Annotated in this window: 16 protein-coding genes and 1 tRNA gene; 9 read left to right on the top strand and 8 right to left on the bottom strand. The window is 40.3% G+C overall.

What is annotated here, in order from left to right:
* Positions 1 to 472: 472 nt before the first annotated feature.
* The 4 genes from FN831_RS27300 (at position 473) to FN831_RS27285 (ending at position 5,488) form a co-directional block, all read left to right on the top strand.
* Positions 473 to 1,099, top strand: a complete 627-nt coding sequence (locus tag FN831_RS27300; protein ID WP_142531383.1) for a hypothetical protein — start codon at positions 473 to 475, stop codon at positions 1,097 to 1,099.
* Positions 1,100 to 1,864: 765 nt separating this feature from the next.
* The gene (locus FN831_RS27295) at positions 1,865 to 2,842 is read left to right on the top strand and encodes an AbiH family protein (RefSeq protein WP_142531382.1); all 978 of its coding nucleotides are present in this window, start codon (positions 1,865 to 1,867) and stop codon (positions 2,840 to 2,842) included.
* 308 nt (positions 2,843 to 3,150) lie between these two features.
* Entirely contained in the window at positions 3,151 to 4,821 is a 1,671-nt protein-coding gene (locus FN831_RS27290) for a DUF262 domain-containing protein (protein WP_142531381.1), read from the top strand.
* Between the two features lie 211 nt (positions 4,822 to 5,032).
* Positions 5,033 to 5,488 (top strand): JAB domain-containing protein, encoded by a 456-nt coding sequence (locus FN831_RS27285; RefSeq protein ID WP_142531380.1) that lies wholly within the window; start codon positions 5,033 to 5,035, stop codon positions 5,486 to 5,488.
* A gap of 91 nt (positions 5,489 to 5,579) precedes the next feature.
* Here the strand turns inward: FN831_RS27285 and FN831_RS27280 are convergent, their stop codons facing one another.
* Both FN831_RS27280 and FN831_RS27275 read right to left on the bottom strand, forming a co-directional pair.
* Positions 5,580 to 6,557: a S1 family peptidase gene (locus FN831_RS27280; RefSeq protein WP_185960632.1), complete on the bottom strand. Its 978-nt coding sequence runs from the start codon at positions 6,555 to 6,557 to the stop codon at positions 5,580 to 5,582.
* A gap of 169 nt (positions 6,558 to 6,726) precedes the next feature.
* Positions 6,727 to 7,848 (bottom strand): tyrosine-type recombinase/integrase, encoded by a 1,122-nt coding sequence (locus FN831_RS27275; RefSeq protein ID WP_142531378.1) that lies wholly within the window; start codon positions 7,846 to 7,848, stop codon positions 6,727 to 6,729.
* A gap of 59 nt (positions 7,849 to 7,907) precedes the next feature.
* Between FN831_RS27275 and FN831_RS27270 the strand changes: the two genes are divergently transcribed.
* A tRNA-Met gene (locus FN831_RS27270) sits at positions 7,908 to 7,972 on the top strand.
* Positions 7,973 to 8,094: 122 nt separating this feature from the next.
* Here the strand turns inward: FN831_RS27270 and FN831_RS27265 are convergent.
* The 5 genes from FN831_RS27265 to FN831_RS27245 all read right to left on the bottom strand — a co-directional run bounded on the left by FN831_RS27265 (position 8,095) and on the right by FN831_RS27245 (position 15,656).
* The gene (locus tag FN831_RS27265) at positions 8,095 to 10,758 is read right to left on the bottom strand and encodes an alpha-L-rhamnosidase (RefSeq protein ID WP_142531377.1); all 2,664 of its coding nucleotides are present in this window, start codon (positions 10,756 to 10,758) and stop codon (positions 8,095 to 8,097) included.
* A 131-nt stretch (positions 10,759 to 10,889) separates the two neighbouring features.
* Positions 10,890 to 11,669, bottom strand: a complete 780-nt coding sequence (locus FN831_RS27260; RefSeq protein ID WP_142531376.1) for a hypothetical protein — start codon at positions 11,667 to 11,669, stop codon at positions 10,890 to 10,892.
* Positions 11,670 to 11,741: 72 nt separating this feature from the next.
* Positions 11,742 to 12,473 (bottom strand): MIP/aquaporin family protein, encoded by a 732-nt coding sequence (locus FN831_RS27255; protein ID WP_142531375.1) that lies wholly within the window; start codon positions 12,471 to 12,473, stop codon positions 11,742 to 11,744.
* A 24-nt stretch (positions 12,474 to 12,497) separates the two neighbouring features.
* Entirely contained in the window at positions 12,498 to 14,012 is a 1,515-nt protein-coding gene (gene glpK, locus FN831_RS27250) for a glycerol kinase GlpK (protein WP_142531374.1), read from the bottom strand.
* Positions 14,013 to 14,063: 51 nt separating this feature from the next.
* Entirely contained in the window at positions 14,064 to 15,656 is a 1,593-nt protein-coding gene (locus tag FN831_RS27245; RefSeq protein WP_142531373.1) for a glycerol-3-phosphate dehydrogenase/oxidase, read from the bottom strand.
* Between the two features lie 289 nt (positions 15,657 to 15,945).
* Between FN831_RS27245 and FN831_RS27240 the strand changes: the two genes are divergently transcribed.
* The 4 genes from FN831_RS27240 to FN831_RS27225 all read left to right on the top strand — a co-directional run bounded on the left by FN831_RS27240 (position 15,946) and on the right by FN831_RS27225 (position 19,717).
* Positions 15,946 to 16,716: a DeoR/GlpR family DNA-binding transcription regulator gene (locus tag FN831_RS27240; RefSeq protein WP_142531372.1), complete on the top strand. Its 771-nt coding sequence runs from the start codon at positions 15,946 to 15,948 to the stop codon at positions 16,714 to 16,716.
* A gap of 86 nt (positions 16,717 to 16,802) precedes the next feature.
* A complete protein-coding gene (locus tag FN831_RS27235) occupies positions 16,803 to 18,005 on the top strand; it encodes a glycosyltransferase family 87 protein (RefSeq protein WP_142531371.1) in 1,203 nt (400 codons plus the stop codon).
* Positions 18,002 to 18,931 carry a glycosyltransferase family 2 protein gene (locus FN831_RS27230; RefSeq protein ID WP_185960631.1) on the top strand — a complete coding sequence of 310 codons (930 nt, stop codon included), beginning with the start codon at positions 18,002 to 18,004 and terminating at the stop codon, positions 18,929 to 18,931. Before FN831_RS27235 ends, FN831_RS27230 begins: the two co-directional genes overlap by 4 nt.
* Before the next feature lie 3 nt (positions 18,932 to 18,934).
* On the top strand, positions 18,935 to 19,717 hold the full coding sequence (locus FN831_RS27225) for a polysaccharide deacetylase family protein (RefSeq protein WP_142531370.1): 783 nt from the start codon (positions 18,935 to 18,937) through the stop codon (positions 19,715 to 19,717).
* 14 nt (positions 19,718 to 19,731) lie between these two features.
* Here FN831_RS27225 and galB read toward each other — a convergent pair whose 3' ends face one another.
* Positions 19,732 to 22,209 carry a beta-galactosidase GalB gene (galB, locus tag FN831_RS27220; RefSeq protein ID WP_142531369.1) on the bottom strand — a complete coding sequence of 826 codons (2,478 nt, stop codon included), beginning with the start codon at positions 22,207 to 22,209 and terminating at the stop codon, positions 19,732 to 19,734.
* Positions 22,210 to 22,432 lie beyond the last annotated feature (223 nt).

Raw genomic sequence — 22,432 nt, 5'->3', positions numbered from 1 at the left:
GGTTTTTTACTGTTCATTGTGTCCATAAGTTTATACTAATTTACTTATTCTTACTCTTGATTATCAAGAGTTGACACAGTTTGATTTACAGTCTCCTAGGATAAGTTTATCCTGGATTCATTCAGTTCTACAAATATCTGTCATGCCTAATGCTTCCCATAAACTACATTGCTACATGATAGCTTCTCTCTCCTTCAAAATAATCCGTTGCACTTCTGATTTTAAATGAAGCAGCTATCTTTGGTATATGCTCACCTGCGGTCGCTGTAGACTTCAGAATTGTCATGCCATTTAATACCCTCTTCACTTCCCATTTTCAAATGTCTCGCCAATTCCTTGTGTGAACATTCTTTGCAGTCATGCTTTGCATTCCTTCTGCAAAGATCTACAGCTCCATTCGCAGGCGGTGAGCAGAAAAGAGTCATAGCATTGACCTGAAATAACATATATTAGGGGAGAAAAAAATATATCCATGATAAATAATAAATTGTTAAAGTGGCTTCATATCGTTACCATAGTTGTAATGGTAGCCATTCTCGTTTATATGATAATAAATATGTTTTTTGCGGGTTTCATGGTTGATTCTTCATTAATTCCGGAGTCCTTGACCTTAATTATTGCACTTATTTCTCTAATATTATCATATTTCACATTCATGGTTTTAATGGAGAATAAACGACCCCAAGTAACAATTAATTTGGATTGGAATTCAAGATATAATATTGTACAACTTGAAATTAATAATGTTGGACAAAAAGCAGCAAAGGATATAACCATTAAATATTCAACAGATTCTATATGGAACACACTAGACAGCGGTAGCTTATCTAAAATCGCCTCAAATATCTCATCATTAAATTCAAGTCAAATAATTAAAAAAAATCTTGGAACGCAAAATTCAATTAATATAAATTCGATGATAAACCTTACTGTGAGGTATAAGAATTTATCTGGATTATTATACTATGAGGAGGACTTTGTGTTGAACTTTAATGACTATAAAAACTCTGCCTCATATGAAAATGAACTTACTCGGACTCTTTATGAACTTCAGGCACTTCCCAATGCTATCATTGGTTTGAACAAAAAAAAGATGTAGCTAAAAATAGCAGAGCGTTGCTTAAAACTCATTTACTTAATTTAGACATTGCAGAGGGATGTGATTATTAACCATGTAGGATCTAAGGAACATTTTGGATATTTTCAATAAATTTAATCGTGTTATTTATACTAAATGTCAACTTTTTTTCGTAACTTACGTTACACTTCACCACCATAGGATAATAGTACTTCACCCTTTGCTTCTTCTTAAGTTACTGCTTAAATGTACACTTGGTAACCGCCTGCGGCGAGCCCTCATAAAAGTAGAGGTTAGAATTTACTTGATTTTTACTGGCGCTTGACTTATTCTTATATATATGGGGAAAATGGGTTAGTGGATTTGCTGATATCAAAGATCAATCCATTTACTAGGCAGGGCACAGAACAAATTTGCATTGCCGATTCCTTTGTCTTAAAAGGGGAATCTTTCGATGCAAGGCATTTTAAATATGATAACAGTTCGGGATAATTTTCCAAGCCAATCCATTATATCCAAAATTTTAAATTACCCCATAAATCAAGGATTTAACCAGTTTTTTGGATACGACTTAAGGGACGAACGATAATTAGAATTGCTCCTCAAAATAATACCTCTCGAATTTTATGGGTTATGGCTTGAATAGTTTAAACGATATTTATACCTATCCGAAAATAACACAATGCTTAGTTCTATTCAATCTTGTCTAACTATCGAAAAGTACAAAGATTTATTGCATATTAAGGAACATTTATCATGCTATAAACAAAGTCAACTGAAACAGTAATGAACATCTTATACATAATGGGTAACGGATTTGATATAAATATCGGTATGAAGACCAAATATATGGACTTCTATAATTTTTATAAAACTGTTCCTTCAAATAATAATTTAATCATAGGTCTTAAAAAAGAAATTGCAACAAACATTAAAAATTGGTCGGATCTCGAACTTGCTTTTGGAAAATACACGCCTATTCTAAAAAATTCTGATGACTTTGATAATGTACGTGATGACATAGTAGAAAATTTCTGTGATTACTTAACGGAACAGGAAAAAATGCTAGAGCTTAATAAATTGGATCGAAATGTTTTTTATGGGGACCTTTCAAATCCTGAGCAATACTTAACCAAAGACGATGAGGTAAAACTAAATTTATATAAAAATAGCTTCGGGGCAAGTACATGGAAAATTAACATTATTACTTTCAATTATACTAGGGTTATTGAAAGAATGCTTGAGGATACTTTTCAGAACATATTAATAGGCAGCCACCAAAATGGTAAAGTAAGACTTGAAAATATACAGCACATCCACGGTTATACTAATGATCGTACAATTTTTGGAGTCAATGACCTTTCACAAGTGGGAAATTCGGAGTTTCATATGAATGAGGAAGTTCTTGAAGCATTAATAAAACCGGGCTCGAACGAGGCACTGGGACATAATGTAGATAAGACCTGTGAAACAAGAATTAGAGAAGCTAATGTGATCTGTATATTTGGTTCGTCCTTGGGAGATACTGATAATCATTGGTGGAAACTTGTTGGTGAGCAACTAAGAAGAAAAATTATGGTGGTGATTTTCCAAAAAGGTGAGGAAGTAAAGCCTCGAAGTGCACATAAAGGAGCAAGGCACAAACGCAATTTAGCTAAAATGTTTTTGGATAAAACGGATCTCGATGATAGCGAAAAGCAACAATTTATAAAGCATATTTACGTAGGGTGGAACACTCATATTTTTTCTCTCCTTAAAACATAGCCTGATTTATGTTTAGGAGGTCTTTGTAAAGAACTGAAAAGACTTATGACTATTGTGGGGACTATTATAGAATTTCTGCGAATGACCCGATCATATGAAAAAACTGGTTTTGGTTGCAATCAGGTAAATTTACGTTATCTCTAAAATTTCAAATTCCTCCTTCAATAGAATAATTTACAGTTTAGGCTTTGATGATATTGTCATATTGCTGCTAGTACATTTAACACAATGATATTTGAAATATACTTATTTACTGATATGTTTGACGTAGACTCAATACAACATAACTCTCACACTAGATAAATACAATGACTAAAGGTATAAGCAAACTAACAATTGAACTTGACGGTATTGGACACACGCTTTCTGACAACAAAATGTCAGTTCCAATCTATCAAAGATCCTATGCTTGGGAAGAAATACATGTGACAGATTTATATGATGACCTGTTTACATCTATAAGAAATAATGATGATGAATATTTCATTGGTTCCCTTGTAATTTCCTCTGGTACAGAATCGGATGAAGTTGTTGATGGGCAACAAAGACTTGCCACCATATCGATTCTTTTAGCAGCAATTCGAGATTATTTCAACTCAAATGGAGATAGCGAAAGAGCCAACCATATTCAAAATCAATATCTCTCAAATCGAGATAGACGGACTCAAGAGGTGATACCTAATTTGAACTTGAACCATTCCGATAATAGTTTTTTCTACAACACTATTATCATGCAGCCTTCAAATGGAGAAAAACCAACAAGAGCGTCGCATGATAAATTATTAAAAGCTTATAACTTAGCTAAAAGTAAAATAAGGGCTTATGTTACAACAAGTAATAATCCTACGACTAGTCTACTTGACCTATGTGACTTCATTGACGAGCATTTAAAAATTATTGTTGTCAAAGTTCCCAACCACGCAAATGCATTTACAATCTTCGAAACCTTAAATGATAGAGGGCTAGAACTTGCAATATCTGATTTACTTAAGAATTATTTACTAGGCCAAGCCGATAATCGCCTTGCAGAAGTCCAGGATAATTGGACTAAAATGTATTCGTTATTAGAAAACACTGAAAATGAATCCCTTGTTGTTACCTTCTTGCGACAGTATTGGTCATCTGTTTATGGATTGACAAGAGAACGTGATTTATACAAGAAAATCAAAGAGAGAATTACGTCTAAACAGCGTGCAATCGACTTTTCAAATAACTTAGAAGAGGCTGCTAGAACCTATGTAGCATTAATTGATACTACAAATGCTTATTGGAGTGACTTTTCTCCAGCATCAAAAGTTCACATGGAAACTTTGAATTTGTTTGGCATGACTCAAATCCGGCCTCTTATACTTTCCATAATGAGAAAGTTTGAGAGGAAGGAGAGTGAGAAGGCGTTAATGTTTTTAGTAAATGTTTGTGTTCGCTTTTTAATCGGCGGTGGTCTGGGCGGTGGCTTTTTAGAAAATCAATTTAGTGAAAGAGCTAAAGATGTTAGTGAGGGAATTATTCCAGATACAAAAGAACTTAAATTAAAACTTAAAGATGTAATCCCTAGTGATACTCAATTTAAGGAAGCATTTCAAACAGCGTCAGTATCTAAACAATATCTGGCCCGCTATTATTTAATTACACTTGAAAAGGCTAACAATAGTGAAACCAAACCTGAGCTGGTCCCAAATTCAGATACACTGGCTGTTAACTTAGAACATGTACTTCCTAAAAATCTTAGTGCAGAATGGAAAATTGATCCTGACATACATCGAGCCTATCTAAAGCGGCTAGGTAATTTAGCACTAATGAGTTCAAAATTAAATTCAGATATTGGAAATGCATCTTTTATTGAGAAAAAGGAATTTTATTTAACTTCATCTTTTAGTTTGACACGTTCCATTGCATCTAGCGATGATTGGGGAATAAAAGAGATTAATGAAAGACAAGAAGTAATGGCTAATCTAGCATTAAAAGCATGGAAAATCTGACAAACATATCTACTACTTTGTTAATTGCAAAATTCATGGTTATGAATTGCCTATTTTAATTATTGCACAAAGCTAAGCTTGTCACCTCAACACGTTTCAAGAAATTCCGGCATAAACGCTCCTGTAGCCATTGCACACATCCATTTATTCCGTTGCTTCTTGACTTAGATTGAGGCTGAAAGCTTGGTTGGGTACCATAATTAAATAAAATATGGTACATAAAACATTCAAAGTAGCAGAAGTAGAAATCAGTTACAGACCAAACTACAAAGTAAGCGAGAGACCTCAAATTAGCAAGTCTAACGATGCATATCAGATACTGATACAGCAATGGAGCATAGGGAAAATTGAGCTGTTAGAAGAGTTTAAAATCCTTCTGTTGAACAGGAGGAATAGGGTTCTTGGAATAGTTGACATTTCACAGGGTGGACTAAGTGGGACTGTTGCAGATCCGAAAATTATATTTGCAGCAGCGTTGAAAAGTTGTGCAAGCGGAATCATCTTGGCACATAATCATCCGAGTGGAGAACTGGATCCAAGTTGTGAAGATATTGCAATAACAAATAAATTGAAAGCTGGTGCATTGTTACTGGATTTGAAGATACTTGATCACCTTATTGTTACGAGGGGGAACTTTTACAGTTTTGCTGATGAAGGTCTGATGTAAAATAATTAGCTTGGGTTAATCACCCAGGCTAACTCATGTGAAACATCGGCCAAAAGTAGCATTAGGCCCGATCCTTAATTCAAGACTTATATTAATTAGCAAACCTAATTGGCCTGCGGATATCTTTTTTGACTTTACTCTTAATTATTGGTATAAAAGCTAAAAGCTCAGTAGCCTTTATCACTACTGCCACATTAATAGGCAATTTGGTCATAATCTCTTTATGTCCAGTTGAATCATTAATAATTTCTCCAGAAAAGGGATAATTAAAAGATTGTGTTGCTATACCTAACAAAAGGAGTCTAGATCCCGACATCAGTCGTCCATTTTCTTTACTTGGGTAAGAGCCCGAAAAATCATAAATAAACACTGGTGACCCGCTTGATCCTGGATAAACAGGGATATCTAATAAGAATTTTGGTTGATTTTGAAAATCGATCTGTACCGGGGTTGCTGTCAGACCTCTTCTTACAATCGGGAGATTATTGTAAGAATCATACAATCCCTTGGGATAACCAATCATCATTGCATTCTCAATATAATCCACTTTTTGATCGTACTGTGTAGTGAATAGAACCTTCTCACTGCCCGACCTAAAATATACTGGTTTGCCTAACACAAGACCGTTATTTACAATTAAATCTAGTGGAATTATTGCTAGATCCTGAGTGGGGTGTTTGATAAACAGTGATTCAAAATTCGAAATTTGCACATTAACTATATGCCCATAATTGGGTAGACTATCTAATAACTCAGTAAATCTTAGAATACCAACCTTCGAATTGTTTATCACATGGGCATTAGTCACTATATAGGTATTGTCTTTGCCATTGATGTAAAAGCTAAAGAAAAAACCTGTTCCGGTAGAAACGATATTTCTTTTTGTACCATCTATGATAGTGTCCCTATTGCATTCAATTCTGATCGTCGAGTTTAATAGCTGCTCTGATATCGATGGCGATCTATTTTGAGCAATAGAATTGTTTGAGATGTAAAGTAAAATAATTAATATTTGGATCGTTTTCATCATCATTTTATTTAATAGATGTGGATTTATATACAATTCCATAAATCCATCAATTTGTTTTAGAATTCTGATTAATATAATTAAGGCTTTCAAATTTATCTTTATTAGGGGCAAATACTAATATGTTCATCAAAAACCGATATCCAAATCTGAATAGTGCCTCTTAGATAATAGATATTAATGATTTTTTGGACACTGGCACAAATGGAAATTAAAGTTCTGGCAAAAATTCTTTCAAACGCTCATCATTAACTTCTCCTAAGCCTCTCAAATAATTAAGGGTTACGATCATATTGGAATGCTGTAAAAGTTGCTGTAACAGATGCAGATCCTTGGATTTTCTATATACATTGACAGCAGCAGTATGCCTGAATGAATAGATTGTTTGATTCTTTGAGATTATTCCAAGCTTTGCCATTTGCATCTTAGCTCTTGACCACTGTGTCTTGAAATAATCTGAATTAAATGCAGTATTACTTTCTAACGTAAATATATTAGCTTCCTTATCATCAATTCCAGATAATTGTTTTTCAAGTTTCAGCTTCAGATAGTCTGGGATGTGAACCGTTCTAACACGCCCACTTTTGTTTTCATCACCAGAGAGCTGAATTTTCGTAAAATCTTTGCTGATATTTCCCCGCTTTAATAGCCTAATTTCCTGATGAGGCCGTAACAAACATCCATAGGTTATCAAGCAACATAGATAGAGGTTGGGATATTGACCTTCTAAAAATTGAAGTACTGCTTTCAAATCCTCAGAGGAATAAACATCATGTAGCACAGACTTTGGTTTTTGTGTAGTAGTTGAAAGAATAAGGTTCTTTCCGGAGTACCCCCTTCTAACCATCTCAGAAAAGAATACCGATAAAGTCCTTCTTTTATTCATATAGTGTCGATTTGATGATTTAAACTGGTTTAAGAAAAGCTCGACAAATTTTAGATCGAGGTTAGAGACATATTGGTTCAATACTGACTTCGGTAAAAACGATATGAACTGCTCATGCAACTTTGATAAATCACGTTTATAAGTTTCACTATATGGTGAATCAAGTTTATCGCTTAGTACTTCGTTCATTGCATCTAGCAACAGCTTATTTTTTTCATTATTTGGGGTTAATGGTGACCAACCCAGTTCTAGAGCTTTCTTAAATTCATACTGCAATTTATTCAAAAGTCTATTGCGATCAGGAAGCGACACTGTAAAATTGGGATTTATATCCGCATTAAGCTTTTTAGCATTGTACTCTCGAAACCTTTTCCCCTCATAATAATAGGAAATGTAGCTTCTAATTTTGATGTCATTTGTTGTGACAATTTTGGGATCTGTAAACATGTCTTTGGCGCATTAAGTGGCGCATCTGTTTAATATCACACGTAACCTCCTTGTTTACAGGGGATCAGATGGTTAGAGCGCAGGATTCATAACCCTGAGGTCGGCAGTTCGATCCTGCTCCCCGCTACTAAAAAGCCCATCTTGCGATGGGCTTTATTTGTTTTATAAGGCCTCAAACAGAAGTTCGAACTATCATTTCGTATATTAGTTAAAACATTCGGTTTTCCAATAGGAATAAGGAATAAATTATTTCCATTCAAAATTATAAGCGCCTGCATCCAGATGTTTTGTGCCTCCCGGGATGAGCTTGCCGTCCAGGTAAACCTTCATTTCCTGTTGTGCAGGCAGGATCACTGTAGCTGTAGCATTCGCCGGGATTTCCACCTGATAAGAGATGCCCTGTCCTTTTCTCGTCCATGACGACACAACATTGCCATACGGCCCGTTATGCTTCGCTTCGAAATGATCCAGCCCTTTTACAAAATGAGGTTCCAGGATTACGTTTTTAAATCCGGGATTGGCCGGGTCAGGCCTGATACCTGCAATGCCCTTGTATAACCAGGCGCCAATTTCCCCAAACATGATATGATTCATCGATATATCAGACTTGGCGTCAATCGGCCAGTTCTCATACAATGTTGTAGCACCGTTTTCCATCCACCATCCCCAACTCGGATAGGTTTTCTGTGCGGCTACGCGGTAAGCAATATCTGCATACCCGTTTTCGCTCAGGGCGTTCAGGATAGCTTTGGTGCCCAGCAAACCCACATCCAGGTGAAAGCCATCAGCTTCCACACGTTTAGCCAGGTTTTGGGCAACTTTAGCCTTATATTCTTCCGGGACAATATTCCAGTAAAGCGGGACACTTAGTTCTGTCTGTACGCCAGCACCATAAATACCAGTTTCTTTATTGAGGTATTTGGCATTAAACGCATTTTTTATTTTGGCAGCCAGCAGCGTATACTTTTCATAATCTGCCGTTTTACCCAGGATCTTTGCTGTTTTGGCCAGGATAACAGCATCAGCATAATAATAACACGTAGAAGTAAGCTCTACAGGTGCCTTTGATTTCACAGGAACCCAGTCGCCCAGTCCCCAGCTGGTGAGCCCGGTAGGATAACTTTCATCAATATGATTAACATACTTTCTGATATTCTGATAACAATCCGCCAATAATTTCTGATCTCCGTAGAACAGATAGATATTCCATGGAATGATCGCAATTGTACTGGTCCAGTCGGGCCCGTTGCCCCACTCATAACCCCAGCCATCCGTTGGAATGATCGAGGGAAGTACTCCATTTGGCTGCTGCTCGTCGCGGTGGTCGGCCAGCCATTTTTCATAAACGGTAATACCATCAAAATTATATAAGCCGGTTTCGATAGCAATTTGCGCATCACCAGTCCAGCCGTTTTTCTCGCGCTGAGGGCAGTCGGTAGGATATCCAAAAAGATTTGACAGGTAAGAATTATTTGTTGCAGACCAGATCTGGTTGATCAGTGGTTCAGAGGAACTTACACTTCCCGCCACCGGGACATCGCTGTGCATAAAATAACCTACCAAGCTTTTCTTGCTCAGTTCTACGGGAACACTGCTGGTCACCTCCACATACTGAAAACCTTTATAGTTAAAATGTGGCATAAATGTTTCTTCACCTTTTCCGCTTAGCGTTAAAATATCGACCTGAAAAGGGTCCTGATTATCTGTCGGGCGGTAATGCACGTCGATATTAGACAAATCTGCACGGCCGTCAGGATAAAGGCGCTCTGTATGTTTTAACCTCAGCACAGTTCCTGCAGGACCTTTTACAGTGATTTTTGAAACGCCGGAGATATTCCTGCCGAGGTCGAAAATGTAAGTAGTATCATTAAATTTCTTCAGGCTTTTTACCGCAATTTCTTCTACATTACGGATCGGATGCAGTGCCTGCGCAACGATATTTGCCGAGGGAGCCGACCGGTTAATTACATCTTTCCAGGCAGCATCATCAAAGTTCACCGTATTCCAACCCGCTTTTTCCAGTCGTGCATCATAATGTTCAGCAGTATAAATACTGTTAAATATAATCGGGCTTAAGGCAGTCTTCCAGTCTTTTCCGGAAGTCACGGTTTCCACTGATCCGTCTTCATAAGTAATCCTGATGTCCAGGCAAAACGCCGGCCTGTTGCGCCATGGGGCCTTATCAAAATCCCACACTGCAGTAGACTGGTGATTGTACCAGCCATTTCCAAGTAAAACCCCTATTGCGTTTTTACCGGTAACCAGTGATTGGGTTACATCATAGGTGACATAGAGCGTACGCCTGTCGAAACGCGTATACATCGGGTCCATACGGTGGTTGCCAATTTTAGCGCCATTGATGGATAATTCATATAACCCTGCAGCAGCGATATACGCCCTTGCTGATTTTATCTTTTTCCTGGTTTCTATGACCTTACGGAAGTAAGGTGCAGGTTTCAGTTGTTTATTTTCATTGTCGGATATCCAGGTGCCTTTCCAGTTGCCTCCCTGCATCATACCCGTTTCAAAACTGGAGATCCGTGTTTTTACAGATTGCTTTCCGTTCTGATCGGCCACATCAACTTTCCAGTAATATTTACTAAAAGGTTTAAGCTCCTGCCCGCCGTATACCACTAAGCTGCGGTCTGATTTAATCCATCCCGTATTCCAAAGCTGGCCGCCGGTTTTATTTAAACGGAGAGAGTCTGTGTCTACCACAATACGGTACGCGGTTTGTCTTGCTCCCTGCCGCCGGTCGTTGGTCTGCCAGGTAAAACGCGGATGCGCATTGTCTAATCCTATCGGATCTTTTAAATATTCGGTTTCGGGCTTAACAGCATATGCCGGGGATTGGGCAGACGAAATCTTTGTGCTTAAAATCAGCAGTGCGAAGCAAAGTTGTTTAACCATTTTAATTTGGGAGAAGTTCTTATGCTCACAAATCTAATATTAACGGGATTACGATCAACATTTAATTCAAAAAAAAAGCAGCAGGCGATCTTATCTTTCCTACTGCCCCATTCTAACCAAAGAAACGCTCTTTAAAACACATTCACAATGAGTTGCAGTGCCCCGTAATTTTTTTCAGGATTAAACATCGCTGTTGCCGCAATTGGCATATGATACTTAAACAGAACCAGGTCTTTATTAATAGTTACCCCTGTATTTACAACATTTGGTTTATCTCCGTAAAAATTTGCCTGTCTGCCAAAAGCAAAGCCCCCACCTACAAAAACGTGAAATTCTGTAGTTCCGTCTTTCCAAAGTCTGTAATCCAGTTCAGAATAGTGGGAATAACTGTTTTTGACCCCTCCATCAGCCGTAGGGTGCGTATCGCGTCCCAAAATAATTGTTGCCCAGTTCACCGTTAACGGAAAAGCATCGCCAAACTTATATCCTGCCCTTACATCCACAAAATGTGATGTGCTTCTTGGATTATAGTTAAACAGCCTGGCATTGGGAAAATCACTAAAGTTATTTACATCCCAGATGGAGAAACTATAGGTAGGTTTAGTATAACTGATATAATAGTCAAACTCCTTGTAATCACCGTTAAAGCTGGCACCGCCCCAAAATCCGGCCTGCAGGCTTTTATCTTTTGTTAAGTCGTAGTGCATCTCCACATCCGTGATCGGCGCATCGGATACCCTGAAACCACGCCAGGTGTACATATTCCGCACCTGCAGATGAACGGCAAAGGGAACGACTTTTTTTACTTCAACCGAGTCTGTTTTATCTGTTGCTTTCTCCTGTGCCCTTCCATTGAAGGCAAGGCACAGCCCTATGACAGCCAGCAGGCTGCCTCTAACATATTGTTTCATCAGTATATATTGGTTAAGTAATCAATTAACAGATCACAAGCCTGTTGCCTATGATCTGTTTAATATGAACAGTTAAGCATGTAAATTCATGTACAGGAATGCCGCTATAGCCGTACCTACAATTGGTCCTAATACCGGGATCCAGGCATATGCCCAGTCGCTCGTACCCTTGCCTTTTATCGGCAGGATCGCATGCATGATCCGCGGTCCAAGATCGCGGACCGGATTAATCGCATACCCCGTAGTACCACCAAGTGACAGGCCGATTACCCAAACCAATAAGGCAACGGGTACCGCACCAAGAGAGCCTAAGCCTACAGGAGTTTTACTCGGTGTAATTTCTGCTCCGGTAATGTAAAAAATAGTGAACAACAGCACAAAAGCACCGATAACCTCACTTGCAATATTAGAGATATAGTTACGTACAGCAGGGCCTGTAGAGAACACTGCCAGAATCGAGGCCGGATTATTGGTCTTTTTAAAGTGATCATAATACATAACCCATACCAGGAAGGCACCAATAAAAGCACCAATAAACTGGGCACAGATATAGGGAAGCACGCTGGACCAGGGAAATTTACCGGCAATGGCCAGTCCGATTGTAATTGCGGGATTGAAATGCGCCCCGCTGTAAGGACCTGCAATAGTTACCCCTACAAACACCGCTAATCCCCATGCTGTGGTAATAACCATCCAGCCGCTGTTATTTCCTTTAGTATCATTTAAAACGACGTTGGCTACTACGCCATCGCCTAACAGTATCATAAACATGGTACCGAGCAGTTCTGCTATGAAAGGTGACATAATAAATATGTTTTAAGTGAAATACTAAACTAATTGAGATTTGGCAGGCTTGTCTACAGTAGATTGGGCTGCATGAATTGCCTGTTTCCAGCCTTTAACATGTTCCTTAATCGCTGCCTGGTCACCTGCTGGTTCAAACTCTTTCTCAGCTTTCCACAATTGCTGTATTTCAGCAATATCTTTCCAGAAACCTACAGCAAGTCCGGCAAGATAAGCCGCGCCCAGAGCTGTTGTTTCAGGTACCGTTGGCCTGATTACTTTCACATTCAGCAAATCTGACTGAAACTGCATCAGCAAATTATTGGCAGTAGCACCACCATCAACCCTCAGTTCTTTTATTTCCATACCGGAATCTGCTTCCATCGCTTTCAGCACATCCATCGTCTGGTAACCAATAGATTCAAGAGCCGCGCGCGCGATATGGCCTGCAGTGGTACCTCGGCTCAATCCGATGATCGTACCCCTCACATCCGGTTTCCAGTACGGCGCACCAAGTCCGGCAAATGCAGGAACAAAATACACTCCGTCAGTATCATCTACGCTTAAGGCCAGTCGTTCCACGTCAGCAGAAGTTTTGATGATTCCCAGGCCATCGCGCAGCCATTGTACTACGGCACCTGCGATAAAGATACTTCCCTCAAAAGCATATTGGATTTTACCGTTGATCTTCCATCCCACAGTAGTCAGCAGGTTGTTTTTCGATTCAATAAACTCATCGCCAATATTCATCAGCATAAAACAGCCTGTACCATACGTGTTTTTCACCATGGCTTTATCGATGCACATCTGGCCAAAAAGAGCGGCCGACTGATCACCTGCAATCCCTGCAATCGGAATTTTCGATGCAAAAATCGTTGTAGCAGTTTCTCCGTAGATTTCGCTGGATTGTTTAACCTCCGGAAGCATACTTTTAGGAATATCCAGGATCGAAAGCAGTTCGTCGTCCCATTCTTGTGTAATGATATTGAACAGCATGGTACGGCTGGCATTGGTAATGTCTGTAACATGTACATGCCCGCGGGTAAATTTCCATACCAGCCAGCTATCTACAGTACCAAAGGCCAGTTCGCCTTTTTCTGCCCTTTCACGGGCACCTTCAACATTGTCCAGTATCCACCTGATTTTAGTACCCGAAAAATAAGAATCGATCACTAAACCAGTTTTTTTACGGATGGTATCTTCGTGGCCTTCTTCCTTCAGCTGGTCACAAAATTCAGCCGTACGTCGGTCCTGCCAAACGATAGCATTATAAACAGGCTCACCTGTTTCCCTGTCCCACACAATGGTGGTTTCACGCTGGTTGGTGATACCTATCGCTTTGATATTAGTCCCGTTGATGCCCAGTTTCACTGTTGCCTCAGCGGCAACACTCGCCTGTGTAGACCAGATCTCGTTCGGATCATGCTCTACCCATCCTGAGTGCGGAAATATTTGTTTGAATTCACGTTGCGCTACAGACCTAACCTGGCCTTTATGATCAAAAACAATAGCGCGAGAGCTGGTAGTACCTTGATCCAAGGCTAAAATGAAATCTTCCATGATGTTATATATACTTGGTTGAAAAAATTAAATTGTTTAAATTTTAATGGGTTAAGCTGGCAGCGGATAAGGTACCAGCAGGTACGATTTGGCCAGTGCGATAAATGTATCCACCTGACTTTTTTCCCAGGCGGCATCTTTCTTAAGTTCAGCAGCGATTAACGCAGCTACTTTAGGAGCTACGTCAATAGCCATACGTGCATCCAGGAACAAGATCCTTACACGTCTTGCCAGTACGTCTTCCAGCGTTCTTGCCATTTCATGCCTTACTGCCCAAACTACTTCGGCAGCGATATATTCGGCTCTTGGATCCAGTTTTTCGGCCCAGGCTTGATTCTCGTTAACTAAAGCAAGCAGCGCATCACGGTCGGTACCATAAACGTACAAGTGATTGTTACGGTCTACATTTGGCGTGCTGCCATGTATAGGAAGATCTTTGGTTTTCACTGGTTTTTTTACCAGTTTACCAACTTCGATCACTTTGTTAACAGTATCCTCTGCCATTTTACGGTAAGTAGTCCATTTCCCTCCGGTGATCGTGATCAGGCCGGAATCTGAAACAAAAATCTTGTGGCTCCTTGATATCTCTTTGGTTTTTTCAGATCCGCCCTGCGGGGCAGCCAGGGGACGCAGACCGGCAAACATGCTCAGCACATCATTACGGGCCGGTGCTTTGATCAGATACTGATCTGCGGTACGCATAATAAATTCAATCTCTTCCTCAAGTGCAACAGGCTCCAGGCTATGCTGGGTTAAAGGTGTATCAGTAGTACCGATCACCAGTTTATCATGCCATGGTACAGCAAAGAGCACACGTCCGTCAGAGGTTTTAGGGATCATCAGTGCATCTTCTGCAGGCATAAATGACATATCCACCACCAAGTGGATACCCTGGCTTGGCCTTAACTGTGCTTTGTTTCCTGGTTTATCCATCTGCAGAATCGCATCACCAAATACACCGGTAGCATTAACAACCGTTTTACTTTTTATAGTGTAAGTGTTTCCTGTTTCAGAATCAGTAGTGACAACTCCGGCAACACGTCCCTGATCATCTTTAATCAGGTTGGTTACTTTAAAATAGTTCAGCACGGTTGCTCCCTGCTCCAAAGAAGTTTGTGCGATATTTATCGCAAGTCTTGAATCATCAAACTGTCCGTCGTGATAAACCACTCCGCCATAGAGTCCTTTCTGCTGGATCGTAGGCAATCTGCGGGCCACCTCTTTTTTAGAGATATGCTTTGCCCTACCAAAGCCTAATTTTCCGGCGAGCAGATCATATAATGTTAGCCCAATGGTATAGAATATACCTCCCCACCATTCATAGTTAGGAATGATAAACGATTCATTTTTCACCAGGTGGGCAGCATTTTTCAGCATTAACCCACGTTCGTGCAGGGCTTCAATCACCAAACCGATATCACCCTGTGCCAGATACCTTACCCCGCCATGTGCGAGTTTGGTACTCCGGCTGGATGTTCCTTTTGCAAAATCAATTTGTTCAAGTAACAAAGTCTTATATCCGCGTGATGCTGCATCCAATGCTGTTCCTAAACCTGTGGCACCACCACCCACAATAATCACATCCCAAACTTTGTCAGGATCAGATAAACCTTCAATTATTTTATTTCTTTCGTTACTTATCATTTTCGTAAAATTTAGATATTCAGCTTCCGTTTCACTAACCGAAGTTACAAAACAAAACAATTCAAAACAAATAAAAATAATACAAAACAAAATAATTACAAATTATGTGTTAAATTGGGTTATAATCCACATATTTGGATTTTAAAGCTTACGATCCGAAATCAATTATCGAAACAAAACGAAACTATAATTATCAATTTAGCAATATAAGTTGTATGGTTTAACACAACTCTTACCACTTTATTGCTATTTTTGAAGCAATAGCCAGATATAATTATCCGCCAGCAGCATGAAAAGTATAACCGAAAGACATCGTATTATCTTAAAAATACTTGGGGAGAATGAACACGTCAATGTACAGGAGCTCAGCACACAGATGAAAGTTTCTGAAGTAACGATACGTAAAGACCTCAAACTTCTTGAAGATAAAAACCTGCTTTTTCGTACCCATGGTGGTGCATCAAAAGTAAATCCATATACAAATGATAAACCTGTAGCGGTAAAAGAGCGGCTGAATGCGGAGGAAAAACAGATTATCGCAAAAACTGCGGCCACGATGATCGGCAACAATGATTCGATCATCATCGGCTCGGGTACCAGCATGCTTGCTCTTGCGAGGGCTATACATCCGGAAGTACGCCTCACCGTAATTACTTCGGCACTGAACGTAGCACTTGAACTTTCTCATCACCTTAATGTAGAAGTCTTACAGTTGGGTGGCCAGATCAGACAGAACTCATCTTCTGTAATGGGCCCATATGCAGAGCAGATCCTCGCAGACATCTCTTGTGGCATTCTTTTTCTGGGCGTGGATGGCATAGACCTGGAAGTTGGATTAACCACTACAAGTTTGATGGAAGCCCGTTTAAATCAAAAAATGATGGATGCTGCACAGGTTACTGTAGTCCTCGCAGACAGTTCAAAATTTGGCAAAAGAGGTTTGGGCAAGATTTGTCAGATAGACCAGATACAGCATATCATTACCGACAGCGGGATATCCCCGGAACTGGTGAATATGCTGGAAGAAAAAGGGGTAAGTGTAACGATTGCAGAGAAGTAAGTATCTGCAACAGATTTTTTACAAAGACATAAAGATGATCAAATATTTGCCGTAATTTGGTTGCGAAATAACGACCAGATATTTTAATGCGAGCATCACACTTTAAAGATACCACTGCTTATTCAAGTCTTGGCAAGATTTTTAACAACCAGACATTTATTCTTGCAGTATTTGTTTTGTTGCCAATAATTACTACCTGCAGACAATATCATACAGGTACACATCACAACAATTACCTGATATTCATTTATACTTTTTTTCATGCGCAGGACCACCTGAATCTTTTCAGTACCTATCCCCTTGAATATGGAGACAAGAACCATTACGGCCCTTTGTTCTCCCTGATCATTGCACCGTTTGCAGTCATGCCGGAATATATCGGCATGCTCTTCTGGGAGATACTCAATTCTCTTTTTTTATTCTTCGCCATACGGTCGCTTCCGCTGGAAATCAAAAAAATAAATGCGGTATACTGGATTGTAGCCCATGAATTGCTTACCGCGCTGTTTGCCTGTCAGAGTAATCCCGCAGTTACCGGTATGATCATTTTAAGCTATTCGCTCATCAACAAAAGACAGAATTTTTGGGCGGCATTCATGATCATGCTGGGCACATTTATCAAGCTCTATGGGATAGTAGGATTTGCATTCTTCTTTTTCGCCAAAGAAAAGCCGCGTTTCATTGCCTGGTGCCTGTTCTGGGCGGTTATATTCATGGTATTACCCATGATATTCTTTACCCCCGGATATATCTTACAGCAATACCACGAATGGTACATCTCGCTAAGCGCCAAACAAATTGAAAATGCTACACTGATTTCCTGGCAGGATATCTCCCTGATGGGCATTGTCAGAAGGATACTGCAAAATCCCTATATTCCCAACTTACCTTTCCTGATTTCAGGAGCCCTGATCTTCTGCCTGCCCTATCTGAGAATCAGGCAATACCAGTCGCCTGTTTTCAGGTTAATGTACCTGGCCTCCACCCTGATTTTCACGGTCATTTTCAGCAATTCCTCCGAATCCCCAACTTACATCATCGCCTTTGCCGGCGTTGCGGTCTGGTTTATTGTACAACCCAGACCGGTAAAACCAATCGTGCTGGCACTTTTTATATTTGCAATTTTGTTAACCACCCTCGCTCCAACTGATTTCTATCCAAGATATATCAGGCAGGAATACATTATGCGATACTCGCTGAAAGCATTGCCATGTGTCCTGATCTGGCTGTATATCAGTTACCAGATGATCTTCGAAGATTTTATTCTAACACCCTCCCCTGAAGAATGATAAAACGTGTTTCCGTAGTTATTCCCGCCTTCAATGAGGCAGATAACCTTCTGGTAATTATTGACAGGCTTGAAACCGTATTCAGCAGTACTGCTTACGAAGTAGAGTTTATACTTGTAGACGATGGCAGCAGAGATAAAACCCTGGATATACTTAAAACCATGGCAAGGGCTAAAGCGAATCTCTTTTATATTGAGTTTTCACGGAATTTTGGCCACCAGCTTGCGCTTAAGGCCGGACTTGACAAGGCAAATGGCGATTGCGTCATTTCATTGGATGCCGATCTTCAGCATCCTCCGGAGTTAATCCTGGAGATGCTCAGCAAATGGGAAGAAGGCTACGATGTTGTTTATACCAGGCGCACCGAAGACAAGACCTTACCATACAAAAAAAGAAAAACCTCGGCAATATTTTATAAAACGCTGAACATCTTATCCAGCATTGAGATTGAAGCAGGCACAGCCGATTTCAGGCTCATGGATAAAAGGGTGATTGACGTTTTTAAGGAATTTCATGAAAATGAACCTTTTATCAGGGGATTAGTCAAATGGATGGGATACCGCCAGTTTGCAATTGACTATATCCCCAGTCACCGTTATGCCGGCGCGAGTAAATATAATTTCACAAAAATGGTGAGGCTGGCCCTGCAGGGGGTAACCTCCTTTAGCATCAGGCCGCTGTATACTGCTGTTTATCTGGGTTTCGTTTTTTCCTGTATCTCCGTACTGTATGTTCCTTATGTATTGTTTGCTTTCTATGAAGGGATCCAGGTTGAAGGCTGGGCATCAATTATTATGACCATTGTATTTTTTGGTGGCTTACAATTGATTATACTGGGCATTATCGGAATCTACGTCGGCAAAATGTTTATGCAAACAAAAAACCGCCCCAATTATATTATAGCTTCTACAAACTTACCCCACTAGCCCATGGTATTGCTTAGTTTCGATATTGAAGAGTTTGATATGCCGTTTGAATATGATAGGGTGATATCATTTGAAGAGCAGATCAGGATTTCCACTGAGGGGACCTTAACCATACTGGACCTTTTAAAAAAGAACAACCTGAAGGCAACATTCTTTTGCACGGTGACCTTTGCAAAAAATGCAGCTGCGGTAATACGCAGGATCGTAGCAGAAGGCCATGAACTTGCTTCTCATGGTTACTACCATTCAGAATTCAAAAATGAACATTTATTAAGCTCAAGACTGGCATTAGAAGAAATCTCAGGCCAACAGGTAAGCGGTTACCGGATGGCGAGGATGATGCCTGTTGATGAAAAAGAAATTAAGGAAGCCGGATATATCTACAATAGTTCCATTAATCCTACCTGGCTTCCCGGCAGGTACAATAACCGTCACATTTCCCGCACCTGGTTTATGCAGAGCGGAGTCATTCAGCTACCTGCTTCTGTAAGCCCGCTTACGCGCTTTCCGCTGTTCTGGTTATCCTTCCATAATCTACCCTTATGGTTTTATATCCACCTTGCCAGAAAAACCTATGAAAAGGATGGGTATCTCAACATCTATTTTCATCCCTGGGAATTTACCGATCTGCGTAACAGGGAACGTTTTGGGTTTCCGGGTTATGTGAGTAAAAACTCAGGCCGGCAGATGATCGCCCGCATGGATAAATTCATGAAATGGATCAATAAACGAAACTACCGCAATGGTACGATTACTGAGTTTATACAGCAGGTTACTATTGAATAAACCCGCTGCCCCGTCTATTCCACATCCAATATCAGTATGCCTGTCTTTAATCCCTTCGAACTTACATTTAATGTGATTTTCCCGGGGGCACTACCAGATTGAACGGTAGCTACCAGCATTCCTTTAAATGCTTTCATGTGAGGGAGATGAAAGAGTTCCAGGCTTGAAGCATCGCCATTGGCTGTCACCTTAAATTTACCGGCACCTGCAACTTTAAACATGAGTTCATTGGACGCATCAGGACATAGGTTACCTTCCTTATCTACTACCTTAACTGTCACATAGCTCAGGTCTTTGCCATCTGCTGCCAGATTGTTTTTGTCGGCCTCTAAAACCAAATGGTCCGGCTTACCCGCAGTATGCACAAATTCTTCAGCTACGGCTTTTCCTGACTGATCATAGGCTACAACCTTTAAGCTACCAGGTTCGTATTTTACTTCATTCCACATCAGCCTGTACCGCGTGGTGCTCGAGGTATTGCTCTTTGTTTGTCTGCCCATACTCTTGCCATTTACAAAAAGCTCGGCAGAAGGATAACTGGTATAAACAAAAACCGGCGTAACCAGCCCTTCCCGCCCCGGGAATGTCCAGTGTGGTAAAATATGCAGCGTTTGTTTTTCGGTATTCCATCTGCTGCGGTACAAATAATACCGGTCTTTTGGCATTCCGGCCAAATCCAGTATCCCAAAATAAGAACTGTGTGAAGGCCATTTTTCATCATATGGCGTAGGTTCGCCAAGGTAGTCAAACCCTGTCCACACAAACTCGCCCAGTACATATTGCATGTCATCCTGCTTCACAAATTCATCATCCGGTATCTGAGACCAGGTACAGGATTCAAAGTCGTACGAAGAACTTTGGTTATCATCATAAACCTTATTCTTTAAGAACTGAACCGGAAATTTATACACCCCTCTTGAACTAACGGTGGATGCCGTTTCTGTGCCCAGTATAAATCCTTGCGGCAACCGTGTATTCGCCTCTTCGTAGCGCGCCGGTTTGTAGTTAAATCCAGGAATATCAACCGCCGAAGCAAAGTTATTATTCAGCGCATTATCAATCCTGTCCATTCCCATGGTTACGGGCCGGGTAGGGTCTTCCCTGTGACAAATATCCTGTAAAAAGGTAACCAGCTTATTGCCATTCACAGCCCCCTGGTCCGGAACCTCGTTTCCGATACTCCACATGATTACTGAAGGGTTGTTCCTGTCGCGGTGTACCATGTTCACAATGTCTTTCTCCGCCCATTCGTCAAACAGGTGGCTATACCCATTTTTCACCTTTGGCGACTTCCATTCATCAAAAGATTCAACCATCAGCATAAAGCCCATCTCATCACATAGCTTCACCAGCTCTGGTGCAGGCATATTGTGCGAAGTTCTGATTGCATCACAACCCATATCTTTTAACAAGGTAAGCTGACGTTTTAATGCTGCTGTGTTTATTGCTGCACCCAAAGGGCCCAGGTCGTGATGATTGCACACACCTTTAAATTTCCTGTATGTTCCATTCAGGGAGAATCCTTTACCTGATTCAAATTTGATTGTACGGATACCAAAGCTGGTTTTGTATTCATCTTTTAGCTGATCACCCTCATATAATTTAGAGACAGCAGTGTATAGAACAGGTGTTTCAGGCGACCATAATACGGGAGTATTTACAACCAGCTGCTGTTCAAACTGATTACCGTCGGTAGCGGTAAGTACAGAATTTACCGAACTCAGCGTTTTGCCTGTTGCATCTCTGATCTCTGTTGACAGGCGCAATGGAGAAGAAGCTGTACCTGAGCCATCTATTTTTGTCTTAATGAGCACTTTCGCAAATGCAGAATTGATCACAGGTGTTGTAATATACGTTCCCCAGACCGGAATGTGAATATCATCAGTAACTATCAAATATACATTCCTGTATAAGCCGGCACCGGGGTACCATCTTGATGCTTCGGGTAAATTTTCCAGGCGCACTGCCAGTGTATTCAAATCACCGGGCTTTATAAATGACGTGATATCAATTGAAAATGAATTATAGCCATATGCCCAGTGTCCCGCTTCTTTGCCATTCACAAATACCTTAGGATAACTCATCGCACCGTCAAACAACAGCACTGCATGCTGCCCTGGTTTAAAGTATGAAGCACTTAATTGCTTTCTGTACCAGCCAACTCCAACAAAGGGCAATCCACCTGTACGGCCCGATTTTAAACTCTTACCAGCTTCCCCGTTCTGAACAATCTGTACGTTTTGTATATCATTATTACCATTAAAGGGTCCTTTTATTGCCCAGTCGTGCGGCACACTAACGGTCTCCCATCCTTTATCATTAAAGCCAGGAGCTTCTCCGTTTTTCACCTCTCCCTTGATAAACTTCCAGTTATTGTCAAGCAAATATTCTTTGCGAACCTGGGATGTTGAAGATAAGGGATAAAATGAGCAGAGGATAAAAGCTGCATAGAGGACTGTGTAAAGAAAATTGGATCTTAGGAAACTTGCCATTACGGTATCAGGATAAATATTTGGAATAGTAAATGCACAGCAAGATATTAAATAAATATAAATGACGTAGATCTAAATTATAAATATTCTAATTTTTACGATAAACCCGTAAAAACCCCGTAAACAAAAAAAGCCTCTCAGTTTCCTGAAAGGCTTTCTTTAAGATTTGGCACCGACCTACTCTCCCACGTGTTACCGCAGTACCATCGGCTCTGGTGGGCTT

Origin of the sequence: Pedobacter westerhofensis, assembly GCF_900182595.1 — a bacterium.
Classification (GTDB): Bacteria; Bacteroidota; Bacteroidia; order Sphingobacteriales; family Sphingobacteriaceae; genus Pedobacter; species Pedobacter westerhofensis.
This window is presented reverse-complemented; position numbering and strand designations above follow the sequence as displayed.